20 protein-coding genes are annotated in these 19,699 nt (G+C 62.4%); 5 read left to right on the plus strand and 15 right to left on the minus strand.

Going from position 1 to position 19,699, the window contains the following annotated elements; all coding sequences use genetic code 11:
- Positions 1-32: 32 nt before the first annotated feature.
- On the plus strand, positions 33-1,445 hold the full coding sequence (locus NNA36_RS05760; RefSeq protein ID WP_255105094.1) for an FAD-binding oxidoreductase: 1,413 nt from the start codon (positions 33-35) through the stop codon (positions 1,443-1,445).
- A 146-nt stretch (positions 1,446-1,591) separates the two neighbouring features.
- Here NNA36_RS05760 and NNA36_RS05765 read toward each other — a convergent pair whose 3' ends face one another.
- The gene (locus NNA36_RS05765) at positions 1,592-2,131 is read right to left on the minus strand and encodes an adenine phosphoribosyltransferase (RefSeq protein WP_255105096.1); all 540 of its coding nucleotides are present in this window, start codon (positions 2,129-2,131) and stop codon (positions 1,592-1,594) included.
- A 310-nt stretch (positions 2,132-2,441) separates the two neighbouring features.
- Between NNA36_RS05765 and NNA36_RS05770 the strand changes: the two genes are divergently transcribed.
- Positions 2,442-2,615: a hypothetical protein gene (locus NNA36_RS05770; protein WP_255105098.1), complete on the plus strand. Its 174-nt coding sequence runs from the start codon at positions 2,442-2,444 to the stop codon at positions 2,613-2,615.
- A gap of 76 nt (positions 2,616-2,691) precedes the next feature.
- Here NNA36_RS05770 and NNA36_RS05775 read toward each other — a convergent pair whose 3' ends face one another.
- Positions 2,692-3,567: an S-methyl-5'-thioadenosine phosphorylase gene (locus NNA36_RS05775; RefSeq protein WP_255105100.1), complete on the minus strand. Its 876-nt coding sequence runs from the start codon at positions 3,565-3,567 to the stop codon at positions 2,692-2,694.
- 140 nt (positions 3,568-3,707) lie between these two features.
- Complete coding sequence (locus tag NNA36_RS05780; RefSeq protein WP_255105102.1) at positions 3,708-4,253, minus strand: hypothetical protein; 546 nt, start codon at positions 4,251-4,253, stop codon at positions 3,708-3,710.
- A gap of 212 nt (positions 4,254-4,465) precedes the next feature.
- Between NNA36_RS05780 and NNA36_RS05785 the strand changes: the two genes are divergently transcribed.
- Positions 4,466-6,112, plus strand: coding sequence for a SulP family inorganic anion transporter (locus NNA36_RS05785; protein ID WP_255105105.1), 1,647 nt, complete (start codon positions 4,466-4,468; stop codon positions 6,110-6,112).
- A 66-nt stretch (positions 6,113-6,178) separates the two neighbouring features.
- Here the strand turns inward: NNA36_RS05785 and NNA36_RS05790 are convergent, their stop codons facing one another.
- The 3 genes from NNA36_RS05790 to NNA36_RS05800 form a co-directional block, all read right to left on the minus strand.
- Positions 6,179-6,781 (minus strand): cytochrome c, encoded by a 603-nt coding sequence (locus NNA36_RS05790; protein WP_255105108.1) that lies wholly within the window; start codon positions 6,779-6,781, stop codon positions 6,179-6,181.
- 95 nt (positions 6,782-6,876) lie between these two features.
- On the minus strand, positions 6,877-7,857 hold the full coding sequence (locus NNA36_RS05795; RefSeq protein ID WP_255105111.1) for a calcium-binding protein: 981 nt from the start codon (positions 7,855-7,857) through the stop codon (positions 6,877-6,879).
- A gap of 55 nt (positions 7,858-7,912) precedes the next feature.
- Positions 7,913-8,518 (minus strand): flavin reductase family protein, encoded by a 606-nt coding sequence (locus NNA36_RS05800; protein WP_255105113.1) that lies wholly within the window; start codon positions 8,516-8,518, stop codon positions 7,913-7,915.
- A gap of 81 nt (positions 8,519-8,599) precedes the next feature.
- Here NNA36_RS05800 and NNA36_RS05805 point away from each other — a divergent pair, with 81 nt between their 5' ends.
- Both NNA36_RS05805 and NNA36_RS05810 read left to right on the plus strand, forming a co-directional pair.
- Positions 8,600-9,091, plus strand: a complete 492-nt coding sequence (locus tag NNA36_RS05805) for a GNAT family N-acetyltransferase (protein WP_255105115.1) — start codon at positions 8,600-8,602, stop codon at positions 9,089-9,091.
- Positions 9,092-9,122: 31 nt separating this feature from the next.
- Positions 9,123-9,914 (plus strand): EcsC family protein, encoded by a 792-nt coding sequence (locus NNA36_RS05810; protein WP_255105117.1) that lies wholly within the window; start codon positions 9,123-9,125, stop codon positions 9,912-9,914.
- 220 nt (positions 9,915-10,134) lie between these two features.
- Here NNA36_RS05810 and ptsP read toward each other — a convergent pair whose 3' ends face one another.
- From ptsP to NNA36_RS05855, 9 genes are all read right to left on the minus strand, one after another.
- Positions 10,135-12,384, minus strand: a complete 2,250-nt coding sequence (gene ptsP / locus NNA36_RS05815; protein ID WP_255105120.1) for a phosphoenolpyruvate--protein phosphotransferase — start codon at positions 12,382-12,384, stop codon at positions 10,135-10,137.
- 58 nt (positions 12,385-12,442) lie between these two features.
- Positions 12,443-13,678, minus strand: coding sequence for an aspartate kinase (locus tag NNA36_RS05820; RefSeq protein ID WP_255105122.1), 1,236 nt, complete (start codon positions 13,676-13,678; stop codon positions 12,443-12,445).
- Positions 13,679-13,841: 163 nt separating this feature from the next.
- Complete coding sequence (locus NNA36_RS05825; RefSeq protein WP_255105125.1) at positions 13,842-14,486, minus strand: SDR family NAD(P)-dependent oxidoreductase; 645 nt, start codon at positions 14,484-14,486, stop codon at positions 13,842-13,844.
- A 76-nt stretch (positions 14,487-14,562) separates the two neighbouring features.
- Complete coding sequence (locus NNA36_RS05830; protein ID WP_255105127.1) at positions 14,563-15,021, minus strand: DUF1178 family protein; 459 nt, start codon at positions 15,019-15,021, stop codon at positions 14,563-14,565.
- Positions 15,022-15,101: 80 nt separating this feature from the next.
- Positions 15,102-15,584: an NUDIX hydrolase gene (locus NNA36_RS05835; RefSeq protein WP_255105130.1), complete on the minus strand. Its 483-nt coding sequence runs from the start codon at positions 15,582-15,584 to the stop codon at positions 15,102-15,104.
- 168 nt (positions 15,585-15,752) lie between these two features.
- Positions 15,753-16,859, minus strand: a complete 1,107-nt coding sequence (locus tag NNA36_RS05840; RefSeq protein WP_255105132.1) for a mandelate racemase/muconate lactonizing enzyme family protein — start codon at positions 16,857-16,859, stop codon at positions 15,753-15,755.
- A 3-nt stretch (positions 16,860-16,862) separates the two neighbouring features.
- A complete protein-coding gene (locus NNA36_RS05845) occupies positions 16,863-17,987 on the minus strand; it encodes a mandelate racemase/muconate lactonizing enzyme family protein (RefSeq protein WP_255105135.1) in 1,125 nt (374 codons plus the stop codon).
- Positions 17,984-18,568 carry a dimethylsulfonioproprionate lyase family protein gene (locus tag NNA36_RS05850; RefSeq protein ID WP_255105137.1) on the minus strand — a complete coding sequence of 195 codons (585 nt, stop codon included), beginning with the start codon at positions 18,566-18,568 and terminating at the stop codon, positions 17,984-17,986. The genes NNA36_RS05845 and NNA36_RS05850 overlap by 4 nt, the downstream gene beginning before the upstream one ends.
- Complete coding sequence (locus tag NNA36_RS05855; protein WP_255105140.1) at positions 18,565-19,686, minus strand: alcohol dehydrogenase family protein; 1,122 nt, start codon at positions 19,684-19,686, stop codon at positions 18,565-18,567. The genes NNA36_RS05850 and NNA36_RS05855 overlap by 4 nt, the downstream gene beginning before the upstream one ends.
- Positions 19,687-19,699: the final 13 nt, after the last annotated feature.

Genomic DNA, 19,699 nt, shown 5'->3' on the forward strand with positions numbered 1-19,699 from the left:
ACGAGAAACTCAGGCGTGCTAGAGGTGTTTGCATGACGTTGAAATCCGTTTCCGAACCGCTTCTTGCCCATCTTCGCGCCCAGCTGCCGGACGGCACGTTGCGCGCCCCGCAGCCGCACCACATCGAAGAGCCCCGAGGCCGTTTTTTCGGCTCCGGCAAGGAGACGCTGGCCCTGCCGCGAACCACGCTAGAGGTGGCCACCATCCTGCGCGCCTGCAACGCCGCGCAGGTGCCGGTCGTGCCGTTTGGCGGTGGCACCGGTCTGGTGGGCGGACAGGTCATGGAAAACGGCCCGACGCCGCTGATCCTGTCGCTGGAACGCATGAATCGCATTCGCGCGGTGCACCCGCTGGAAAACGTCATCGTCGCCGAGGCCGGCGCGATCCTGTCGGATGTTCAGGCCGCCGCCGAGGGAGCCGATCGCCTGTTCCCCCTGTCCCTCGCGGCCGAGGGCTCCTGCCGTATTGGCGGCAACCTCGCGACAAACGCGGGCGGCGTGAATGTCCTGCGCTATGGCAACACCCGCGATCTCTGTCTAGGGCTTGAGGCGGTGCTGCCCACCGGTGAAATCTGGCACGGCCTGTCGCGTCTCAGAAAGGACAACACGGGCTATGACCTGCGTGGCCTGCTGGTCGGGTCCGAAGGCACGCTGGGCGTGATCACTGCCGCCGCTCTCAAGCTCGCACCACGGCCCGCGTCGGTGGGCACCGCGCTCATGGTGGTGAAAGACCCAGAGGCCGCCCTGAAGCTGCTGGCCCTGGCCCGCGATTACGCAGGTGAAGCGATCAGCGCCTTTGAACTCATCCACCGTCAGGGGCTCGACTTCATTGCCGAAACCCTGCCGGACATCCGCCTGCCGTTCCCGAGACCGCCGGAGTGGATGGTGCTGGTGGATCTGGGCATGGCCAAGGGAGCGGACGCCGCACTCGAGACGCTGTTTGCCGCGGGCATGGAGGAGGGGCTTCTGTCCGACGGCCTCATTGCCCAGAGCGATACACAGCGGGCCGCCTTCTGGTCGGTGCGTGAGCACATTCCGGTCGCCAACAAGCGGATTGGCTCGATCAGCAGCCACGACATCGCGCTGCCCCTGTCGGTGATCCCCGAATTCATTCCCCGCGCGGGCGAACGCCTTGCCAGCCTTGGAAAATTCCGGATCAACTGTTTCGGGCACCTCGGCGATGGCAACCTGCATTACAACGTCTTCCCGCCACGGGGACGGCGCCGCAGCGAGTTTCTGAACAAGCGCGAAGAGATCAAATATCTCGTGCATGACATGGTTCAGGAATACGGCGGCTCGTTCAGCGCCGAACACGGGGTCGGGCGCCTCAAGACCGGCGATCTGGCGCGTTATGGCGATCCCACCAAGGTGATGGCGATGCGCGCGATCAAGGCGGCGCTTGATCCCAACGGCATCATGAACCCCGGTGCCGTGCTGCGCGACTAGACCGTTACAAACGTTCGGGTTCCTGCCGAGCAAAGAAAAACGCCCCGCGCCGGAAAAAGGCGCGAGGCGGTGATCATTTGATCATGCAAGCAGTGCCGCCTCCCTGACGGCCCCGTCTTGGTGACATGCAAATCTTGCGATTTCCTTTACAGGCCTTCGAACTCGCAGAGGACCGAGACATTCATGCCCATGTCCTCGAGCTTTTTGCGCCCCCCCAGTTCCGGCAGGTCGATGATGAAGGAACAGGCGATGATCTCGCCACCAAGGCGTTCGATCAGCTTGATGCCCGCCTCGGCGGTGCCGCCAGTGGCCAGCAGGTCATCGACAACAAGGATCTTCTCGCCCGGCTGGATCGCATCGTCGTGGATTTCCACGATCGCCTCGCCATATTCCAGCGTGTATTCCTGCGAAATAGTGGTGCCGGGCAGTTTGCCCTTCTTGCGGATCGGCACAAAGCCAACCGAAAGCTGGTGGGCAATCGCGCCGCCAAGGATAAAGCCACGCGCCTCGAGACCGATCACCTTGTCGATACGTTCGCCAGCAAAGGGGTGCAGCATCTGGTCGATCGCCATCCGGAACCCGCGCGGATCGGCGAACAGGGTGGTCACATCGCGGAACATGATCCCTTCGTGCGGGAAATCCACGATGGTGCGGATATAGTCTTTTACGTCGTTGCTCTTGCGCATGTCCGGAACCCCTCATGGAAATGACGGTATTCCTTTGAAGACTTTCGCCCCGCGACGCAAGGGGCGGATCGGCGCAGGATTACTGGCTGCGGCGGCGCAGGAAGCGATAAACCGTGTTTGACATCCAGTTGAGATGCGGTTTGTGCCAATCCATGCGATCGCGCACGAGCATTGTTTTCGCGGCAATGAGGTTCATTTCTCCATTTCCTTTCTGAACTGCCTCGTCTAAATTAGTGTATCGTTTGTATATGTTATGTATATACATTCGATTCACTAACAATTCAATACCGATGGGACAGTTGGTTCACGCATGGGCAAGAAAGACGGCAAGAAGGCCGGAAAGAAGGACAGCCAGCTGGTGCTGCGTTTGGACAAGGCGGAACGTGATGCCTTTGTCGAACTCTGCAAGGATTTGGATACCAGCGCCGCAAGGGAAATTCGGCGCTTTATCAGGGGCTTCATGAAAGAGAATGGCTCGGACTGAGCTCCTGAAACAAGAAAAAACGGCCCGTGGTTCGCACGGGCCGTTTTCATTTGGAACCTTACGATTTCTGTAAAATTCAGCCCAGAACCCGCCCCGCAATCGCAGAGAGTTTCTCGACCATCGCGGGATCACGCGCATCCGGAGCGGTCAGGATCGCAAACTCCAGCGCGCGGTCGCAGCCGTGTTCGCAGGGGGCGCGGTCCTGGCCGAGGAGGGTGGGGAGGCGGCGGACGAGGTTGCGGCCCTTGTCGGCATTGCCCATCAGCGTCTTGATGATCTCGGCCACGTCCACTTCGCCGTGTTCAGGGTGCCAGCTGTCATAGTCGGTCACCATCGCCACCGAGGCATAGCACAGCTCGGCTTCGCGGGCGAGTTTGGCTTCGGGCATGTTGGTCATGCCGATCACGTCACAGCCCCAGCTTTCGCGGTACATCTTCGACTCGGCCAGCGACGAGAACTGCGGCCCTTCCATGGCAAGATAGGTGCCGCCCCGATGCACGGTGATACCGGCGTCGCGGGCCGCGGTTTCGCAGGCATCCGACAGGCGCGGACAGGTGGGGTGAGCCACGCTGACATGCGCCACGAGGCCGGGGCCAAAGAAGGATTTCTCGCGCGCGAAGGTGCGGTCAATGAATTGATCCACAACAACAAAATCGCCCGGCGCCATATGTTCGCGGAACGATCCCACAGCCGAGATCGAGATCACGTCGGTCACGCCGATCTGTTTCAGGGCGGCGATATTGGCGCGGTAGGGAACCGAGGTCGGGGTGTGCACGTGGCCGCGCCCGTGGCGTGGCAGAAAGGCCATTTTCACACCGTCCAGAACGCCGGTCAGCACCTCGTCGGAGGGCGCGCCCCAGGGGGTGTCGATGGCGGTCCACTTGGCGTCTTCCAGCCCGTCGATGTCATAGATGCCTGAGCCGCCGATCACGGCGATCATGGTCTCGGTCATGGGGTGCTCCTGTTGGATAATCTGTTGCGCCTAGTCTTGGCCTGTCACCTGCCGATTTGCAATCTGGCGACGGGGAAAAGCCGGAAAAATGCCCGTCTGTATCGCGTCGGTATTACGTCGGTATTACGGAGGTGGCGATTTCACCCATCCAGAAGCCCGCGTTTGCCCAGTTCCGCCCGATAGTCCGCCAGAGCGGCAGGGAATCCGACAAGCGGCCAGCTCAGATCCTGGGCCTGCCCGTGCCGGTCGCGAAAGGTAAAGCGCATCTCGCCGCCGTCCTGCATCCGCTGCAAGAGGATCTCGGCATCTTCGGCCTCAAACGTACAGGACAGGCCGGTCAGACAGCCGGGGCGGTTGGTCTGCCAGGTCACGGTGCCGCCGTTTTCGATCCGGAAGTCGCCCGGAAGGAACAGGGTGCCCGGTTCAAGCCCAAAGTCGACCTTGGGTTCCGGGGTCACGAACAGGAACATTCCGCCGAATTTCGGGCGGGGGGAGAAGACATCGACATAGCGGATGTAACACCGCTGAACGAGCGCGCCCTGTTCCTCGCGTTCATCACACAACACGTTCCAGATGTCGTGGATTGCATGATGCGTCACCCGCCAGTTTCCGGCGGTGTCATTGCCCTGCAAATCCTGTGCAAGGGCAGGGGAAGCGGCAAGAAGAAGGGGCAGGAGCCAGCGCATCGGGGGCCTCGTGTTCGGGTATGGGGCCAATCTTTCGCATCGCGGCGCAAGCGTCCACTCAACTTGCCGCGATGACCACGTGAAGCAAAAGCTGCCCAAATCTTTGGCCCCGCCCGCCGCTTGCATGGCGGCCATGCGGCTCAGGCCTTGTGCGAAAGGGGTATTTTCGCTAGGGAGCCTGCAACGAACGCTTTCCCAAAAACAGGTGAAACATGAAACGCGCGGCGCTGGCCATGCTGGCCAACAACATTTCCCCGCCCAACCTTTCGATCATGCAGGACGAAGGGTTCACTGCGGGCCGCATCAAGACCGAGGTGCTTTCGGGCCTGACCGTGGCACTTGCCCTTGTTCCCGAGGCCGTGGCCTTTGCCTTTGTCGCCGGGGTGCACCCGCTGGTCGGCCTCTATGCAGCCTTCCTTGTCGGCCTTGTCACTGCCGTCTTTGGCGGCCGTCCGGGCATGATTTCGGGTGCGACTGGCGCGCTGGCGGTGGTCATGGTGGCCCTCGTGGCCGAACACGGGGTGGAATACCTCTTTGCCACGGTGATCCTGATGGGCATCCTTCAGGTGATCGCGGGGGCCCTGCACTGGGGCAAGTTCATCCGCCTTGTGCCACACCCGGTGATGCTGGGCTTTGTGAACGGTCTGGCGATCGTGATCTTCCTTGCGCAGCTGACCCAGTTCCAGGACCCCGACAGCGCCGCTGGCGGCTATCTGCAAGGCACGCAGCTTTACGCCATGCTTGGCCTTGTGGGTCTGACCATGCTGGTGATCTGGGGCCTGCCCAAGGTCACCAAGGTGATCCCCGCGCCGCTGGCCGGGATCGGTGTCACCGCGCTGGTGGTGATCGGTTTTGGCATTGATGTCCCCACCGTTGGCGACATGGCCTCGATCAAGGGCAGCCTGCCCAGCTTCCACATCCCCTTTGGCGAGGGCGAGGGCATCTATCCGCCGGCCATGCTGGCCCCGTTCAACTTTGAAACGCTGCAGATCATCCTGCCCTATGCTGTGATCCTCGCGGCCATTGGCCTGATCGAAAGCCTGCTGACCCTGAACCTTGTGGGCGAAATGACCGGCAAGCGTGGTGGTGCCAGCCAGGAATGTATCGCGCAGGGTGCTTCGAACATCCTGACCGGTTTCTTCGGTGGCATGGGCGGCTGTGCCATGATCGGCCAGTCGATGATCAACGTGAAATCCGGCGGCCGGACCCGTATCGCAGGCATCACCGCCGCGCTGTTCCTGCTGCTGTTCATCGTTGTCGCCTCGCCGCTGATCGAACAGATCCCGCTGGCTGCACTCGTGGGTGTGATGTTCATGGTGGTGATCGGCACCTTTGCGTGGAACTCGTTCAAGATCATGCGCCGCGTGCCGCTGATCGATGCCTTTGTCATCGTGCTGGTGACCGTGGTCACCGTGATGGAAGACCTTGCCGTGGCCGTGGTTGTCGGTGTGATCGTTTCGGCGCTCGCCTACGCATGGCAGAATGCCCGCCGCATTCACGCCGTCACCCGTGACAGCGAAAGCGATCCGGGTGCCAAGGTCTATGAAATCCAGGGGCCGCTGTTCTTTGGCTCGTCCGACGGGTTCATCGAACTGTTCGACGTGGCCCATGACCCCGAGCACGTGATTGTCGACTTCAAGGACAGCCGCGTTGCCGACCAGTCGGCGTTGCAGGCGATCGAGGCCGTGGCGGCCAAGTATGAGGCCGCTGGCAAGCAGGTTGTGCTCCGCCACCTGAGCCGCGACTGTCACCAGCTGCTGACCCGCGCCGGCCACCTCATGGTCGATAGCGAGGACGACCCCGAATATGAAATCGCGGTCGACTACACGGTGCGCACGGGCATCCTTGGCGGTCACTGAGCCAAGCCAGAAAGACAAAAGAGCCCCGCCGAAAGTGGCGGGGCTTTTTCGTGTCCGGTTGTGCGATCAGTCTTTCAATCCGCTGACATAGAGCGAAACCGCGTTGATCTCGAGTTCGGTCAGCTTGCTGGCGATCGAGTGCATGATGGCATTGTCGTTGGTGCGCGTGCGTTCGCCGAAGGCCTGCAACTGCTCGACCATATAGTGCCGGTGCTGACCCGCGAGGCGGGGCAAAACCTCGTCTCCCGCCGCGGTTTCTCCGTGACAGTCACTGCACGGAGGGATCTGCGTATATTCGTTGCCTTCGTGGTAGATATAGGCGCCGACTGCTTCGAGGGATTTCTTTGAGGTCCGCACCCTGTGCGCCTTGACCGGCTGTGTGCTGAAAAACGCGGCGAGGGCTTCGATCTGCGCGTCGCTCAGGTCTACGGCCATATCGTTCATCACGTCGCTGGCGCGGCTGCCGTCCCGGAAGTTCCGCAGCTGTTTTGCCAAGTAGACCCGGTTTTGTGCGGCGAGGCGGGGATAGAACCGACTCGAGGCCTGACCGTCGTCACCGTGACAGTGTGAACAGCGGTCTTCGATGACGGTGGCAATGGGTTCGCCTTCCTCGGCCTGTGCCCCGGCGGCAAAGAGAATGGCGGACAACAGGAGGGCCGTTTTACGCATGGCAGTGTTCCCTTGTTTGGCTAAAGGGAGTCTACCAGCGCGCCGCGGGAGGCACGAGTTTGCAAAGTGTCTCAGAGGCTTGGCCGCTCGGGCCGTTACAGGATCGGCACAACCATGAAGTCGTCAGTGTCGAGATTTTCGAGCAGCACATTCTCGATCCGCACCGTGCCGCGCTCCCAGGTCAGCAGCACATCATCCCCGTCCTGCCGCATGCTGGCGGTCAGCGTCTCGCTCAGGATGCGAACACGGTCTTCGCCGATGGTGAAATCCGTGATCACGTCATTGCCGTGGCTGGTGCCGGGCAGGGCGAACCCGCCGTTCTTGCCGAAGATGAACACATCGTTGCCCTCTCCGCCGGTCAGCGTGTCATCGCCGTGCCCGCCGCGCAGACGATCCTGTTCGCTGCCGCCCTCAAGGATGTCATCGCCTCCGCCGCCGCGCAGCGTGTCACGCCCCTGACCACCGATCAGCGAATCCATACCGCGCCCACCCCGCAACAGGTCGGGTTGTTCATCGCCGTCGAGGGTATCGTCACCGTCCTTGCCCAAGAGCGTGTCGCGCCCGCCACCGCCTTCGCCATAGTCATCGCCCGCGCCAAGGTTGAAGTGATCGTGCCAGCCGTTCAGATAGACGATGTCGTCGTTGTCAAACACCAAGGGCACGTTGTCGAACGAGGTTTCGTTGCCAAGAAAGCGGTCCTGAAAGACGCTGCCGTTATAGGTCATGGGCTGCGCCATGAAGAGGGCTTCCAGCGCATCCACCGTGCCGCCCTGTTCGGCCACCACCGCCGCGCGGAACTCGGCGACCGCGATCGACATGGCGATTCCCACCAGGAAAAACCCGTTCCCCTCGGCCGCGATATCGGTGATCGTGCCGCCCGTCAGCCCTTGCTTGCCGTCCACGTCACCATAGGTGAACCCCGTGCCCGTCACCGTGTAAGTGCGCGTATCATCCGTGAAAATCGCCTGCGTGGCCGTGCCGCTTTGCAGGTCGGGGTTCCGTTCTAGGAAAGAAAAATGAAAAAGGGCGCCCGTGGGCCAGCCGTAAACATTTCCGCCAAATCGTATGGTAATCATCTGAGGTCTCCGACCTGTGAATATGGCCGGAGACTATCACATTTCAGGGCAAAGGTCAGTCGTCGGGACGTTTCAGTTCAAAGACATTGTCGACCACCGAATAGTCGCGATAGCCAAGACGCGCCAGCGGGCGGAAGGTCGAGACATCAAAGCGGCCATCAACGATGCAGTTGTCGCGCAGGTGAATGCCGATCACCTCGCCATGCACCACATAGTTTGCCGCGCCGGGCAGCTGCAAGATCTGCGTGACCTTGCATTCAAGGCTTGCCGGAGCGCGGTCCAGACGCGGACACTCGATGGTGTCGCATGGCGCCGCTGTCAGCCCCGCACGCTCGAACTCGTCAACATCCTTGTCAAAGCCCGTGGTCGAGACGTTCATCGCATCCTTCATCGCCTCTTCGACGATGTTGATACAGAACACGCCAGTGGCGCGGATATTGGCGAGCGTGTCCTTGGTGTTGTCCTGATCCGGCTTGGCCCCGGTGCTGGCAAACATGATCTGCGGCGGCACATAGGCGGTGCCGTTGAAGAAGGAATAGGGCGCAAGGTTGGCCACACCATCGCTATCGCGGGTCGAGACCCAGGCAATCGGGCGCGGCGCGATCAGCGCGTTGAATGGGTTGTGCGGCAGGCCGTGGCCCTCTTCGGGACGATAGAACATTGAAAACGCTCCTGTTGGGTTTGAACCATGCCTAACCTCGTGCTAGGGCGGTTTCCACGAAAAAGACGTGGGGCAGGGCAAGTGCTTCGGCTGACAGTGGAAAAAGAGGCGGACTGGTGGGAGGTGGAGGCCCTCTACGACCTGTGCTTTGCACCGGGTCGCGAGGCGCTGTCGTCCTACCGCCTGCGCGATGGCGTGCCGCCGGTTGCGGGGCTTTCGCTGGTTGCGCGCGACGATGACGGCATCCTTGGCGGGGCGATCCGCTATTGGCCGGTGCGCATCGACGGCCACGATGTGTTGCTGCTCGGGCCGGTCGCCGTCCACCCGACGCGGCAGGGCGAGGGGCTTGGTGGTTTCCTGATCCGCGAGAGCCTCGAACTGGCCAGGCCGCTTGGATGGCAGCGGGTTCTGTTGGTGGGGGATGCGCCCTATTACACGCGGTTCGGCTTCAACAAACTCGATGGCGTGGTCATGCCGCCGCCCACCAACCCGGAGCGCGTTCTGGGCTATGAGCTGACCGAAGGCGCCTGGGACGGGGTGCGGGGGGATGTGGTTTCCGTCGCGGGCTCTTGATCTCGCGCGCAGCACTCCCAATCTCTAATGTATGACCCGACCGTTGGACATGCCCCCAAGCCGCGTCGTTCACCCCTCCGAGGTGGACGCTGAACTCGACCGCCTTGCCAAGACTTACCGTGGCGCAAGCATCATAGGACTGGACGTGCTGAATGCGCTGGGCGGCGCGGGAGAAGGGATGTTCGACAGCCTGCCGCGCTCGGTCAAGGACCAGCTGGCCGGCACGACCGAGCGGGCCCTGATGCGCGCCATGAAGCTTGCCCATTCCTCCCGTGGGCTGATTGGCGATGACAGGGGCTGGCTGAACGGCGCAATGGCCGGCGTGCTGGGCGCGGCAGGTGGGGTTGGTGGCACCCCCACCGCCCTGGCCGAGATCCCGGTGACGATCACGCTTCTCTTGCGGGTGATCCAGCGCGAAGCGGCGCAGCTTGGCTTTGATCCCGCCTCCGAAAACGTGCAGTTCGACTGTGTGCAGGTGTTCGGCGCGGCAGGCCCTCTGGCGCGCGATGACGGGGCCGACATGTCCTTTGTCAGCGCCCGCCTTGCCCTGACCAGCGGCGCGATGCAGACATTGATCGTCAAGATCACCCCGAAGCTGGCGGCGGTGCTGGGCCAGAAACTCGCCGCGCAGGCAGTGCCGCTGTTTGGCGCTGCTGCGGGCGCGGCGGTGAACTGGGCTTATGTCAGCTACTACCGCGACATTTCACAGGTGCATTTCGGATTGCGCAAACTTGCGATCGACAGCGGTGAAGATCATGACGCGCTGGTGACGGCCCTGCGCGCGCGGATGGCACCGCAACTTACCTCGGACCGCGTCGCCTGAACGCCCTGTCGGATGCCTCCGGCGGGAGTATTTCTAGTGCATTGAAGATTAAGGCTCTCTTTACTGTGCGTGGCTACCCTTGGGGCGCGTCACAGGCTGGAGAGCCGATGGGCGCGTGCGTTGAAGCCCTGTCCGGATAAATCCGATAGCCAAGCGGTAAGGCCGGGTAGGCACCTCCCGGCTTCAATGCACCGTAAATACTCCCGCCGGAGGCGGAAAATCAGCTCTGGCCGCGCAGGTAATCCATCACGGCCGGACGGACCGACTGGTCACCGCGCTCGCGGGCTTCGACGATCACCTGGCGCACTTCCGAGAGGTTCGACCGGCGCAGAAGAGATTTCACCGGACCAATCGAGGCCGGGCGCATCGACAGGGTACGCAGGCCCATGGCGGCAAGGCAGAGTGCTTCGATGGGGCGGCCGGCATCCTCGCCGCAGAAGCTGAGCGGGGTTTTGGTCGAGGTGCTGTTGCAGCGGTTCACGATGCCTTCGAGGAAGGTCAGGAAGCTGACGTTCAGCGTATCATAGCGACGCCTTACCCGTTCGTTCTCGCGGTCGGCGGCAAAGAAGAACTGTTTGAGATCGTTGCCCCCGATCGACAGGAAGCCCACTTCTTCGAAGAATTTCTGCGGCGCAAAGCCAAGCGAGGGCGTTTCCAGCATGGCGCCGACCTCAAGGGTTTCCGGCAGCGGATGGCCGAGAACGCGTTCGCGTTCCTTGGCTTTTTCCATTTCTTCCAGCGCTTTGGTGTATTCTTCGTACTGGGCGATGAAGGGGAACATCACCGAAAGCGGGCGTCCGTTGGCGGCCCGCAGCAGGGCTTGCAACTGCATCCGCATCACGCCCGGTTTGTCGAGGCCGACGCGGATCGCGCGCCAGCCAAGCGCCGGGTTCGGCTCTTCCTGCGGGGCCATGTAGGGCAGCACCTTGTCCGAGCCGATGTCGAGGGTGCGGAACACCACGCGTTTTCCGTGAGCGGCGTCCATGACGCGGCTGTAGAGCTGCGCCAGTTCCGTGCGTTTCGGCATCTGATTGCGGATCAGGAACTGGAGCTCGGTGCGGAACAGGCCAACCCCTTCGGCGCCCGAATTGTCGAGGCTGGGCAGATCGGCCATGAGGCCCGCGTTCATGTGCAGCCCGATGGTCACACCGTCCAGCGTCGTCGCGGTCTTGTCGCGGATCGAGGCATAGCGCTGCTGGGCCTGGGCCTGCATCGCGATCTTGTCGCGGAAGGCGGTGACCACGGTTTCGTCGGGACGCAGGTGAACCGTGCCATGATCGCCATCCACCATAATGTGGTCGCCGTTCAGGGCTTCGGTGGTGATGCGGTCGGCGTGGATCACCAGCGGGATCGCCAGCGCGCGGGCAACAATCGCGGCGTGGCTGCCGACCGAGCCTTCTTCCAGCACGATGCCCTTTAGGCCCCGGCCATATTCCAGCAGTTCCGCCGGTCCGATGTTGCGGGCGATCAGGATCGGATCGGTGGGCAGTTCGGCACCGGTCTCGCTGCCCTGTCCGGTCAGGATGCGCAGCAGGCGGTTGGAGAGGTCATCAAGATCATGCAACCGTTCGCGCAGGTAGGCGTCGGTCACCTGCTCCATGCGGGTGCGAGCGGTGGTCTGTTCCTTCTCGACCGCGGCCTCGGCGGAAAGCCCGCCGGCGATGTCGTGTTCCATGCGCCGCATCCAGCCCTTGGAGTTGGCAAACATCCGGTAGGCCTCGAGCACCTGGAGCTGTTCCTTGTCGCCCCCGGCGGCACCATCCAGCATCTTGTCGACGCCGACGCGCAGTTGGTCCACGGCCTCGTGCAGGCGTTGCAATTCGACCTCGGGGTCTTCGGCAATCGGGTTGGTGACCACGACGCGCGGTTCGTGCAGCCAGACATGGCCTTCGGCGGCGCCTTCCTGCGCGCTGCCACCGCGGAACATCACAGACTGGTGGTGGCGGGCCTGCATCGCGGCATTGTCGCCAAGAAAGGCGCCAAGCTCGGTCATCTCGGCCAGAACCATGGCCACCACTTCGAGGGCATAGGTTTCGTCCAGCGAGAAATCGCGGGCTTCTTTCGACTGCACGACCAGAACGCCGAGGTTTTCGCCAAGCCGTTGGATCGGGACACCGCAGAAGGACGAGAAAATCTCTTCCCCGGTTTCCGGCATGTAGCGGAAGCCCTTGGCCGAAGGGGCGTCAGCGGTGTTGACGATGCGCGAGGTCTTGGCGACGCGACCGACAAGGCCTTCGCCAATGCGCAGGCGGGTCTGGTGGACCGATTCCGGGTTCAAACCTTCGGTGGCGCAGAGTTCGAGCGTTTCCTCATCGCGGAACAGGTAGATCGAGCACACTTCGGTGCCCATGGAGGATGCGATGAGGTGGGTGATCCGATCTAAGCGGGCCTGGCCAGCGCTGCTCTCGGCCAGAACTTCTCGCAAGCGGCCAAGCAGCTTGCGGCTTTCGGTTTCGGTTCTTTCAGACATGGGTGTCCGCTCTTTCGTGTGCCCACCACCGGCAGGCACACGCAAATCGCGTCATGCCTCAGGCAGCTTTCTCTAGTTCGAAAGCATCATGCAGGGCTTGGACGGCAAGTTCCATGTATTTCCGGTCTACAAGCACGGAAATTTTGATTTCCGATGTCGTAATGACCTTAATGTTGATGCCTTCGTCCGACAGCACCTTGAACATCTTGGCTGCAACCCCTGATTGAGAGCGCATACCGATGCCTACAACCGAAACCTTGCATACGTCGAGGTCGGTCACGAGCTCTTCGTAGTTCAGTTCCTGGCCCTTGATCTCGTTCATGGCCTTTTCGGCGCGGCCCACCTGGTCGGTCGGCAGCGAGAAGGTCATGTCGGTGCGGCCTTCATCCGAGATGTTCTGAACGATCATGTCGACGTTCACGCCGGCATCCGACAGCTTGCCGAAGATGATCGAGGCGATGCCCGGACGGTCGGCAACCGAGACCAGGGTCATTTTGGCTTCGTCGCGCGAGTAGGCGACACCGGAGACGACGTTGGATTCCATGATTTCCTCCTCATCGCAGACCAGGGTGCCTGCTTCGTCGGATTGTTCTTCAAATGAGCTCAGGACGCGCAGCTTGACCTTGTAGCGCATGGCCAGTTCGACCGAGCGGGTCTGCAGGACCTTGGCACCGAGAGAGGCCAGTTCCAGCATCTCTTCAAAGGCGATCTTGTCAAGTTTGCGGGCCTTTTCACAGATACGCGGATCGGTTGTATAGACCCCGTCCACGTCGGTGTAGATGTCACAGCGTTCTGCACCAAAGGCGGCGGCAAAGGCCACGGCGGTGGTGTCCGAACCACCACGGCCTAGCGTGGTGATGCGGCCTTCCGGGCTGATGCCCTGAAAGCCGGCGACCACGGCCACTTTCATGCCTTCGTCGAACTTGGCCATGATGTTGGCCGGCGGGATGTCTTCGATCCGTGCCTGACTGTGCGCCGAGGTGGTCATGACCGGCACCTGCCAGCCCTGCCAGCTGCGTGCGGGCACGTTCATTTCCTGCAGGGTCAGCGCCATCAGGCCGGCGGTCACGTTTTCCCCCGAAGAGACGACGGCGTCATATTCGCGGGCGTCGAACAGCGGCGAGGTTTCATTGACCCAGCCGACCAGTTCGTTGGTCTTGCCGGACATGGCCGAGACGATGACGATGACGTCATAGCCCTTAGCCACCTCGACACCGATGCGCTTGGCGGCGCGTTTGATGCGGTCCAGGTTGGCGACGGAGGTGCCGCCGAATTTCATCACGAGAACGGGCATTGATCTTCCCTTGGTCTTTGATTGACGGGCGGTTTACGCGGATGCCGTCAGGGTGGCAAGCGCAGTTGGGGCCGTGGGTGCAATGATTGCGCAAAAAGTCGCGGCCACGTAGGTTTCTTTCGCGGAAAACCGGCCAATATTTTGGATATTTACCGTTATCGCCTCAAAAGGCGTGATCGCGCCCGTCCCAGGTGCGGAAACAGCCGGTGGTCTTTAGGTCGAGTTCATCGAACCGCCGCACCAACCCGTCGGCGCTTTCGTCAACCGTGATGTCTGCGGCCTCGGTGCCCATGTCGGTCTTGACCCAGCCGGGGTGATAGATCCCCACGGCGATGCCGATATGGGCCAGATCGGTGGCAAGGTTGCGCCCCAGGTTAAGGGCCGCGGCCTTTGATGCGCGGTAGATATACGAGCCGCCCGGCGCGCGTTCTTGCGAGGCCATCTGGCTCGAGATGATCGCGATCTTCGGGGCCTTCGAGAGCTGCAGGTTCGGCAAGAGGTTCTGCACCGTGAGGAACACCCCAGTGACATTGGCCGCCATGGTCTCGGCCCACATCTCGGGCGGATAGCCATCAGCCAGACTCTCGTGCTTGTCGAAGTACACCCCGGCGTTGCAGACCAACAAATCAACCGGACGGCTGTCGAGTGTCTGGGCCATCGCCGCGTGATCGACCTTGTTGGTGACATCCAGTGTCAGGAATTCGCCGCCCGCGCGGGAGGTGCCTGTAACCTCGTGGCCGGCGGCGCGATAGCGGCTGTCCAGAGCCTGTCCGATGCCACGGTTCGCGCCTGTGATGACAACATGCATGTGCGGTTCCTTCCTGCGGAGACTCGAAACGAGATCTCCCGCAGCTTAACCACGAAGCGGCAATCAGGTGTAGGGTTTAGTTGCTTTTGCGGCCCGGACGGAACGGCAGCGGGGCCACCGGGATGCCATCTTCGATCAGCGCCTTGGCCTCGTCCGGCTTGGCTTCGCCATAGATCGCGCGTTCCGGCGCGTCACCTAGGTGCATGGCGCGGGCTTCCTCGGCGAAATTGCCGCCGACATAGTCTGAATTGGCCTCGACCTGTTTGCGGAATTCGGCCAGCGCGGTTTCCATTTCGGTCTTGGGGCCGCTCAGTGGGGCCGGTGCGGCCTCTTGCCGGGCTTCCTGTGCGGGCTTTGCCGCCGCCTTGCGGGCCGGGCGCACACGCGGGGCCATGATCGCCTTTTCCACCTGCATATCACCGCAAACGGCACAGGCCACCATGCCGGCCGCTTTCAGCTTGTCAAAAGCCTCTGCCGACTGGAACCAGCTGTCGAACTTGTGGTCCTTGCTGCATTTGAGCGTGTACTGGATCATGGCTGCCCGAAGTTGACCGGCCGTATCGTGGCCGTCTGACAAAGATAATGTCGGGCAGGGGGGCGATCAAGCCAAATGGATCATCGCAGGTGGCGCGCGTCGAATTTGCGCAGGATCTGGGCAAGTTCCGGCTCGCGCACCATTGCTGCCGCCTTCTTGGGGCGCATCCATTTGCGACGGCGCTCGCCGCGTTCGGGAAACTTGTCGGCGACCTTGGTGGCTTCGAGCGGGTAGACCGTGACCATCACCGGCATCATCATCTTGCCGCCGCGTGTCTTGATTTCCTTGGAGTAGGTGTAGAGCCCGATGGGCGCGTAATGCGCCACACCCTTCACGCCGGCCTCTTCCCAGGCTTCCTGTGCGGCGGCTTCGGCCGGGGTCAGGCCCGACATCGGCCAGCCCTTGGGGATGATCCAGCGCCGGGTCTGGCGGCTGGTGATCATAAGAACCTGTGTGCGGTCCTTGTGCACGCGATAGACCAGCGCCCCGAATTGGCTTCGCAGGTCGGTCTTGCGTGCCGATTGCATGGCAATTGGCTTTGGTTTGTTGAGGTGCAGTGTCATGCTGTCCCCCGACTGCCCGTCTTGTTGTTCTTGCCCCAAGGATACGCCAGCTTGCCTGCCGCGCCAATGGATTCTTGGGGCGAACTTGTCTTGTATTACAGGGGATAGGCGTCAGGTCACCTGTGGTGCATCGTCTAAAGCCTTTGTTTTGATTGGGAAACTTCCCGCCTACGCCTCGTAGGTGGCGACCGGCGCACCAAGGCTTTCAAAGTCCGGCGTAACGCCCAGACCAGGCGTATCGGGCGCATAAAGCTTGCCGTTCTTCACCGTCGGGCCGCCGATTCCCGTGCTGCGGGTCACGTAGTGGTGCAGGTCGGTGGTGTTTTGCAGCATCTCTTCCGGAGTCGAGGTTGCAAAATGCGCCACCGCCGAGGATGTGATCTGGCCGCCCCACGTGTCTTCGCTGACCACCGGAATGCCGTGATCAATCAGGAAATCGCGCACCCGGCGGGCCTTGGACAATCCCCCAAGGTTCGAGATTTTCAGACAGCAGATCTCGGCCCCGCGATCCTCTACAATGCGGCGCGCCATCTGGATACCGGTCACGCATTCATCCAGCTTCATCGGCTGTTCGGCGACGCGGCGCACCTGCTGGCATTCCTCGTAGGTGTGGCAGGGCTGTTCGAGGATAAAGTCGAGATCGCGGGTGGCACGGGCCACGCGGATCGCATTGTCGACGCGCCATCCCTGGTTGGCATCCGCCATCGCCTTTTCCCCCGGCTTGAGAAGCGGCACGGCCTGACGAATGCGGTCAATATCCGTGACCCAGTCACCGCCCACCTTGATCTGGAACTGGCGATAGCCGCTTTCCCGATGCGCCTCCAGCTCCTTGATGGTCTCGGGAACCGATTTCTGCGGTGCCACGCGGTACATCGGAGCGCCGTTGGTCAGCTTGCCCCCCATCAGCATCCAGACCGGCTGGTCCGTGGCCTTGCCCAGAATGTCCCAGAAGGCGGCATCAAAGGGGGCCTTGGCATAGCCGTGGCCCTGCGTGATGCTGTCCATCAGCCGTTCCATCCGCCAAAGCTGGCGGGGGTCTTCCCCAAGAAGGCGCGGTGCGGCCAGTCGGGCAAAGGCCTCGACCCCTTCGGAATGCGCCACCATGTAGTTCTCGCCACAGGGGGTGAATTCGCCACAGCCCTGAAGGCCCGCGTCGGTATCCACCACCACGACCGAGGCCATGGCCGTCTCGATGGCATTTCCCGCCCCCCAGACATAGGCCCCGTCCACATAGGCCAGCGGGGTCTTGTAGATGCGAATGCGGGTGATCTTCATGGTCTATGCCTCCCAAACGGCGATCGGGTCGCCCATCACGTCCATATCCGGTGTCACGCCAAGGCCGGGGGCGTCGGGCGCTTCGGCCCCGCCGTCCTGCAGGGGCGCGTCAAAGGCGGCGGTTGTCACCGACACCATCGACCGCGTGTCGAGCGCCTGCCGCAGCATGTGGCGCGGCGTGGATTGCGCCATGTGCAGGATCGCGGCAAAGGCGATGTCCGATCCGGTGGTGTCCTGCACCGAGGCCACGAGGCCTGCCGCGCGGGCAATCTCGCGCTGGCGGCGCGTGCGGGTCAGTCCGCCCTGTTTCGAGATCTTGAGACCCACCCCGTCACAGGCATCACGATCAATCGCGTGGATGATGTCTTCCTCGCTCTGGACCAGTTCATCGAGCAGGATCGGCACGCGGCATCGCTGGCGCAGCGAGAGCGTCTCGCGCCATGTGGGGCAGGGCGCTTCCAGCACGAAATCCAGCCCCTCGGGCAACAGGGACAACAGCCGCAGCGCGTGTTCCGGTGTCATGCCGTTGTTGGCGTCTGCCAGAAACCATTCGCCGGGGCGACGGTCTGCCAGACAGGCCCGGATGCGCTCGGCGTCGATCATCGGGCCGCCCTCGGCCTCCTCGGCACCGATCTTCACCGAATGCCCCATGAACCCCATCTCGCGATGGCGTGCCACGTTGGCCCGCATGGCGTCGGGCGTGTCGCTGCCAATCGACGAGATCATCGCGACCTTGCCGGGAATGCGCCCGCCCAGAAGGTCACAGACCGGCATGCCCGCCGCCTTGCCGAACACGTCCCAACAGGCCACGTCGATCGGCGTCTTGGCGTGATGGTGCCCCATCAGCGCCATGTCCATCGCGTCATTGATCCGGTCCACCTGACGGGGGTCCATCCCCAGAACGGCAGGGGCCAATTCCTCAAGGCCCGCACGCACGCCACGGGCATGGGCGGCGATATAGGTGCTGCCGAACGGCGTGCTTTCGCCCCAGCCATCAAGGCCGCTGTCGGTGACGATCCGCACGAAGGTCGCGTCGAAACTCTCGTAGGTGCGGCCCCCCGACAGGCGATAGACGCCACCGGCATAGGGCAGGTCGACCTGATAGGCCTCAATCCGTTTGATCTTCATGCCGCATCCATCGTTGGCAGCCCCGCCAGACCGGCCCCGCGCCACAGAACAAGGGTCAGGATCGGCTGATCCGTGGTGACCATGGCGTGGGGTTGGTTGGTTGCGTGGAACAGTGTTTCGCCCGCCGACAAGTCTACCGGTTCGCGCCCCTCGGCATAAAAGGTCGCGCTGCCGGCAAGGCAGACATAAAGCTCTTCGGCCTCGTGGCGGTGCCAGTCATAATTCAGGCCCGGCCCCCAGTAGGCGACATAGGCGCGAAGGCTGTCGCTCTGGAAATGCCCCGTCGGGCCGACCAGTTCGAAATAGCCATAGTTCTCTCGGAAATGCGCGCCGACCTCTTCCTCGGTATAGGTGCGGATCCAGTAGCCATCCCGCGCCGCCGCCCTGATCGCGTCGATCAGGGGCTGGGTGCTGTCGGTTCCGGCGCGGTCAAATGCTGCGACAATGTCGGTCGCCGGGATGTGGCGCATCATCTTGCCGGTGCTGGGCGTGTCATCCGGCCAGTCGACAAAGGCCTGCATGTCGGGATGCGCCGCAAAAAGGGATTTCGCGGCGGCCAAAACACGATCCAGCCCGGTCATGGCAGGACCACGATGTTGCCGGTGTGGGCTTTTTCGATGAACGCGGCCTGCGCCTCGCGCAGTTCTGCAAGCGGGTAGGTCGCGGCCAGTGCCGGTTTGATCTCGCCCGCCTCGATGTATTTCACGAGGTTCTCGGTCACGACAGGGTCGATCACGGTCGAGCCGGTAAAGGTCAGGTCACGCAGATAGAAGGTGCGCAGATCGAAGTCGACCATCGGGCCAGCAATCGCCCCGGAACAGGTATACCGCCCGCCGCGTTCAAGGATGTCGATCAGCTTGGGCCAGTAATCGCCGCCAACGACATCGGCGACCACGGTGATCTTCTCGTCACCAAGCGCGGCGCGCAGGTCTTCGGGGCCACGCGGCAGGATACGGTCGGGGCCAAGCTTTGCCACATCGTCATGTTTGGCTTCCGAGGCCAGCGCGATCACCCGCGCGCCCCGGCGTTTGGCCAGTTGCACCAATGCGCCGCCAACACCGCCCGAAGCGCCGGGCACAAGCACAGTGTCCCTGGCGCAGACATTGGCGCGGGTCAGCATGCCTTCGGCGGTCGAATAGGAGCAGGAAAAGGTGGCCAGTTCCGCGTCCGAAAGATCGGATTTCACGGCAATGACATTGGTCGCGGGAATGGTGGTGTATTCCGCATAGCCGCCATCGCATTCCGATCCGTAATACCCGGTCTTGTCCATGTTGGTCGGGTCTTCGGGATCGCGCAGCCAGTTGTCGGTGATGACGCGTTCGCCGATGCGGGCCGGGTCAACGCCGTCGCCCACGGCGACGATAACGCCGCAGACATCCGCGCCCTGGATGCGTGGAAAGGTGAGGGGGCGTCCGCCCCAGGTGGGGTCTTCCTCGTTGACCTCGTCAAAGGCGCCGCCGGTGGTGGCTTCGTCCACGGCCTTGGAATACCAGCCCGAGCGCGTGTTCACATCGGTGTTGTTGAGGCCGCAGGCCCCCACCTTGACCAGCACCTCGCCGGGTGCGGCTGTCGGGGTCGGCCAGTCTTCTTTCCAGTGGTATTGATCCAGCCCGCCGTGACCCATGAGCACCATTGCTTTCATGGTTGCGGGAATGTCTGCCGCGCCGTTCCTGGTATCGGCAACGAGAGAATCTGACATGGCCTTGATCCTG

Source organism: Shimia sp. CNT1-13L.2 (assembly GCF_024331145.1).
Classification (GTDB): Bacteria; Pseudomonadota; Alphaproteobacteria; order Rhodobacterales; family Rhodobacteraceae; genus Shimia.

Excerpts from the sequence above, each read along its gene's own strand:
- NNA36_RS05760 (WP_255105094.1), top strand. The coding sequence starts at position 33 with ATGACGTTGAAATCCGTTTCCGAACCGCTTCTTGCCCATCTTCGCGCC.
- ptsP (WP_255105120.1), bottom strand. The coding sequence starts at position 12,384 with ATGTCTGAAAGAACCGAAACCGAAAGCCGCAAGCTGCTTGGCCGCTTG.
- NNA36_RS05820 (WP_255105122.1), bottom strand. The coding sequence starts at position 13,678 with ATGCCCGTTCTCGTGATGAAATTCGGCGGCACCTCCGTCGCCAACCTG.
- NNA36_RS05855 (WP_255105140.1), bottom strand. The coding sequence starts at position 19,686 with ATGTCAGATTCTCTCGTTGCCGATACCAGGAACGGCGCGGCAGACATT.
- NNA36_RS05810 (WP_255105117.1), top strand. The coding sequence starts at position 9,123 with ATGACCCGACCGTTGGACATGCCCCCAAGCCGCGTCGTTCACCCCTCC.
- NNA36_RS05785 (WP_255105105.1), top strand. The coding sequence starts at position 4,466 with ATGAAACGCGCGGCGCTGGCCATGCTGGCCAACAACATTTCCCCGCCC.
- NNA36_RS05775 (WP_255105100.1), bottom strand. The coding sequence starts at position 3,567 with ATGACCGAGACCATGATCGCCGTGATCGGCGGCTCAGGCATCTATGAC.
- NNA36_RS05850 (WP_255105137.1), bottom strand. The coding sequence starts at position 18,568 with ATGACCGGGCTGGATCGTGTTTTGGCCGCCGCGAAATCCCTTTTTGCG.
- NNA36_RS05830 (WP_255105127.1), bottom strand. The coding sequence starts at position 15,021 with ATGATCCAGTACACGCTCAAATGCAGCAAGGACCACAAGTTCGACAGC.
- NNA36_RS05780 (WP_255105102.1), bottom strand. The coding sequence starts at position 4,253 with ATGCGCTGGCTCCTGCCCCTTCTTCTTGCCGCTTCCCCTGCCCTTGCA.
- NNA36_RS05840 (WP_255105132.1), bottom strand. The coding sequence starts at position 16,859 with ATGAAGATCACCCGCATTCGCATCTACAAGACCCCGCTGGCCTATGTG.
- NNA36_RS05790 (WP_255105108.1), bottom strand. The coding sequence starts at position 6,781 with ATGCGTAAAACGGCCCTCCTGTTGTCCGCCATTCTCTTTGCCGCCGGG.
- NNA36_RS05800 (WP_255105113.1), bottom strand. The coding sequence starts at position 8,518 with ATGTTCTATCGTCCCGAAGAGGGCCACGGCCTGCCGCACAACCCATTC.
- NNA36_RS05845 (WP_255105135.1), bottom strand. The coding sequence starts at position 17,987 with ATGAAGATCAAACGGATTGAGGCCTATCAGGTCGACCTGCCCTATGCC.
- NNA36_RS05795 (WP_255105111.1), bottom strand. The coding sequence starts at position 7,857 with ATGATTACCATACGATTTGGCGGAAATGTTTACGGCTGGCCCACGGGC.
- NNA36_RS05765 (WP_255105096.1), bottom strand. The coding sequence starts at position 2,131 with ATGCGCAAGAGCAACGACGTAAAAGACTATATCCGCACCATCGTGGAT.
- NNA36_RS05825 (WP_255105125.1), bottom strand. The coding sequence starts at position 14,486 with ATGCATGTTGTCATCACAGGCGCGAACCGTGGCATCGGACAGGCTCTG.
- NNA36_RS05835 (WP_255105130.1), bottom strand. The coding sequence starts at position 15,584 with ATGACACTGCACCTCAACAAACCAAAGCCAATTGCCATGCAATCGGCA.
- NNA36_RS05770 (WP_255105098.1), top strand. The coding sequence starts at position 2,442 with ATGGGCAAGAAAGACGGCAAGAAGGCCGGAAAGAAGGACAGCCAGCTG.